Source organism: Falsiroseomonas oryziterrae (assembly GCF_021864505.1).
Taxonomy (GTDB): Bacteria; Pseudomonadota; Alphaproteobacteria; order Acetobacterales; family Acetobacteraceae; genus Falsiroseomonas; species Falsiroseomonas oryziterrae.
Genome location: NZ_JAKJIB010000570.1, coordinates 1 through 1,341 on the forward strand (window position 1 = coordinate 1; position 1,341 = coordinate 1,341).

The window sequence follows — 1,341 nt, forward strand, 5'->3', positions numbered from 1 at the left end:
TTGGCCGCCGGCGCCATTGGCCTGATCGGCACGGCGCTGGCCGGCCTGCTGCGCCGCGCGGCCGAGGCGCTGCGCAGTCGCATAGGGCTCGCGCCGGCCGAGGGCGGCTGGCTGCCGCATCTCTCCGTAGCGCAGGGCATGCTGCTCGCGCGCCGCCATCACGGCGCCGAGGAAGCCGCCCTGCGCGCGCAGGCCGAGCGCCTGTCGCGCCATTTCGGGCTGGACGGCATGCCGCGCGTGACGCCCCACGAGCTCGGCCATCTCGACCTCGCCCGGGCCGGCTGCGCGCGGGCCTTCCTCGGCCGGCCCGACCTGCTGCTGCTGGAAAGCCCCTTCGACGTGGAGGCGGCCGACACGCTGGTCGCGCCGCTCCGCGCGACGCTCGACGAACGCCGGGACGCGGGCGCCGCGGCGATCTGGATCACCCGCTCGCGCCGCGCCTGGGACGATCCTGCCTTTCCCGCCACGCAGCGGCTCCGCCTGGGACCCGAGGGGCTCGTCCGGGCATGACGGAGGAGGATCGCGTCCGGCTGCGCTACACCGACCGCTGGGTCGGCGCGCTCGTGCTGGCGGCAGTGGCGGTGTTCCTCTTCACCGCCTTCCAGCGCAGCGTCATCCGGCAATGGTTCGAGGGCGGCGCGCAGCTCACCGTGCTGATGCCGACGGAAGGCGGCGTCGCCGGCCTGTCCGCAGGCTCCGAGGCGGAGGTGCTCGGCATCCGCGCCGGCACGGTGCGGCGGATCGTCATCGCGCCGGAGGGCCGCATCCGCGCGGAGCTCCGCATCGAGGACCAGGCGCGCGTCTTCATCCGCGCCGACAGCATCGCGACCGTCCGCCGCCGCTTCGGCGTCGCCGGCCCCGCCTATCTCGACATCGCGCGCGGGGAGGGGCCGCCGCTCGACTGGGAACGCGGCGCGGTGATCGAGGCACGCGTCGAGCAGGCGGCGACCGAGACGGCCGGCGCGCTGCTCGAGGACCTCCGCCGCCGCGTCTTCCCGGTGCTGGACGACCTCCAGCGCGGCACCCGCGCCTTCGCCGAGGCCGCCGAGCGGCTCAATCGCGGGGAGGGGACGGTCGGGCGCCTGCTGGCCGACGAGACAGTCGCGCGGGAGGCGGAGGAAGCCGCGCGGCGATTCAACGCGCTGGCCGAGACGGCGCAGGCCGCGGTGCAAGAGGTGCAGGGCGTCGTCGGCGCGCTGACCGGCGGCGCGGCGGATCCCGGCGGCCGGAACGGCCCGGCGCCGGGCAGCCTGCAATCCGTGCTGGCCCGCGCCGACCGCACGCTCGCCACGCTGGAACGCGCCGCGCAGGACATCGCGCGGGCCACGCCGCAGATCCCCC

The 1,341-nt window shown here is 76.7% G+C and carries 2 protein-coding genes; both read left to right on the forward strand.

All coding sequences use genetic code 11. The features are described from left to right. The coding region (locus L2I40_RS23230; RefSeq protein ID WP_237217725.1) for a P-loop NTPase family protein at positions 1 to 510 on the forward strand (510 nt) is incomplete at its 5' end. Beyond that, the coding region (locus tag L2I40_RS23235; protein ID WP_237217726.1) for an MlaD family protein at positions 507 to 1,341 on the forward strand (835 nt) is incomplete at its 3' end. The genes L2I40_RS23230 and L2I40_RS23235, both read left to right, overlap by 4 nt.